The sequence below is a fragment of the Bacteroides sp. RTP31139st1_H2_RTP31139_211217 genome, assembly GCF_040227615.1.
GTDB lineage: Bacteria > Bacteroidota > Bacteroidia > Bacteroidales > Bacteroidaceae > Bacteroides > Bacteroides uniformis.
Window position 1 is genome coordinate 27,959 of the sequence record NZ_JBCNZM010000050.1, and the last position, 2,336, is coordinate 30,294.

Consider the following 2,336-nt stretch of genomic DNA (forward strand, 5'->3'; position numbering starts at 1 on the left):
AAAGACATCTGCCTCTCAAAAATAACTCCTTTTTCCCTTGCGTCATTACCAAAAGGTTATTATATTGGCAGTGTCATAATGTATCGCGATCTTTTTATGACTGAAGAAGAAGAGCTAAAGGCTCGGATTGAAGCTGCGAAAAAAGACCTCAGCTTCTTTTCCCTCTATTGGGATGACATTCAGAATACTGATTGGATTTCCGATGAGGAGCTTGAGGAAGGCATCAATGATTGTCTCGATGACTTGAATGATGCACAAGACAAGCTGAATGAAAACGGTAGCCCTCCTTGAGGGGGCTACTTTTTCTCTAACATATAATTTTTAGGCTTATGGACGTACAGAAAGAATTGGGAAAATGGAAGTCGGAATATGTAAAATGCAATACTCCGGAGGAATTGGCCGACCATAAAAAACGTTTCAGGGCTTTTCTGCAGACGCTTTCACCGGAGGATAAAAAAGCGTTTGCGCAAGCATTCCAAGATGGTGCCAGGCAATCAATCAATGAAGCCCAAGCCATTGTGAAAACAGTAGAAATCAGGCAGACCTTAGAAAAAGTATTGCCTTTCGCTTCTATGTCGTATATTGCCCAGCACTATTTTGGCAGAACACGCCAATGGCTATATCAACGGATTAACGGAAGTGCGGTAAACGGCAAACCAGCCAACTTCACCGCTGATGAACTGAATACTCTATCTTTAGCTCTATCTGAGCTTGGCGACATAATGAAAGATACTTCTCGGTCTATCGCGAGGCCGTAAGGTTTTTAATGACAGAGGGGCTTCCACGGGTTGGAAGCCTTTTTTATTTCATTATTCAAATAATCATGAATTAAATTTAGAATAAAAAGTTTTTTTATTTTGTTAAGTTTGATAAAATCACTATTTTAGCAACGCCAAAAAATGAATTAAATGAATCCTTTTCCATAGTGTAACCCATAAGATTGGGTTCAGGTTTATTCATTCCTGTAGGCGCACTATAGTGAAGGATTCGCCATTTAATATTATGACAAACAAAAAATACAAATCTATCAGTATTTCTAATTTAATTATAAATCCAGATAATGATCGTTTTGAGTCTGTTGAGAATGAAAAGCAGGCTATAGACATAATGCTAACAAAATTAGGAGACAAAATTTATTATATTGCGATACATATTTTAGAGAATGGGTTGTCTCCCAAGCCATTTTATGTTATGCCATCAAAGAAATCTAACAAGAAATTTCTTGTAAAGGAAGGAAACAGAAGAACCACAGCATTAAAATTGATGGCTAACCCTAAGTTAATTGATTCTAAAAAACATGCTTCATTAAAGAATCGTTTTTTTAAGCTGCATGAAAGATTTATGGAAACTCCGATTAGAAAAATAATGTGCTATATTTATGATGATGTAGAAGAGGCAGATAAATGGGTTCGATTAGAACATACAGGAGAACAGAATGGAGTTGGTATAGTTGAGTGGAAACCAGAGCAAGTACAGAGATTTGATATAAAACATGGAAAAAATAAGTCTGTAGAAATACAAGCTATTGATTTCATACGAACATCTCCTTTCGTACAAGAAGAAGTAAAGAGGGCTTCCGAAAACATTAAACTCACAAATTTTGCTCGTTTATTAGGAGATAAAAGTGTTCGGGAAATTTTGGGTTTAAAGTATATAAATTCTAAATTAAGTTCTAATCTTGAAGAAGAAGAAATAGCTAAGGCCTTAGGGCAAATTATTTTAGATTTGTCTGATAAAGATTTTAAGGTTAGTTCTATATATAATGCCAAGCAAAGAAAAGATTATATTCAAGGCTTAGGAGAAAAACTGCCTGATAAAAATAAGACAATAGGAGAAGTTTGGAGGTTGGATAATCCATTAGAACAAATTCCTAATTTGGAAGAAGAAGATAATACAGCAAAGAATGAGGGAAGTGATTTGCATTCTAAGGGACATTTAAAGAAGTCTATTCCGACCCAACGTAAAACTCTTATACCCAATAATTGTATTATTAGGATTTCCAATCCAAAAGCAAATAAAATTTATGATGAATTGAAAAAAATAGATGTTCGAAGTTTTGTTAATTGTGCAGCTGTCACTTTGAGAGTTTTTTTAGAATTAAGTGTAGATACTTTCATTGAAAAAAAAGGATTACTTAAAGAAGGAGAAATTTCGGCTTCCAATTCTTCAAGAAGTTTGTATCAGAAGGTTAATGATGCTAGTCAATACTTATATAAAGAGAAAATTGCAGATGAAACAATATTAAAAGCTGTAAAATTATAGGGTGTCCAGTTAGATGTTCCGAAAAACAGATGCTGAAATCACCCGATAAGTTATTAATATAACGCTCTGATATT

At 34.4% G+C, this 2,336-nt stretch carries 3 protein-coding genes; all 3 read left to right on the plus strand.

Translation table 11 applies throughout. The annotated features are described in order from the left end of the window. On the plus strand, positions 1–291 hold a 291-nt coding region (locus ABUA47_RS10570; RefSeq protein WP_349831596.1), incomplete at its 5' end, for a hypothetical protein. A 38-nt stretch (positions 292–329) separates the two neighbouring features. Continuing rightward, on the plus strand, positions 330–758 hold the full coding sequence (locus ABUA47_RS10575; protein WP_005829037.1) for a DUF5053 domain-containing protein: 429 nt from the start codon (positions 330–332) through the stop codon (positions 756–758). Positions 759–1,002: 244 nt separating this feature from the next. Continuing rightward, the gene (locus tag ABUA47_RS10580; protein ID WP_349824526.1) at positions 1,003–2,262 is read left to right on the plus strand and encodes a hypothetical protein; all 1,260 of its coding nucleotides are present in this window, start codon (positions 1,003–1,005) and stop codon (positions 2,260–2,262) included. The last annotated feature ends 74 nt before the right edge of the window (positions 2,263–2,336 follow it).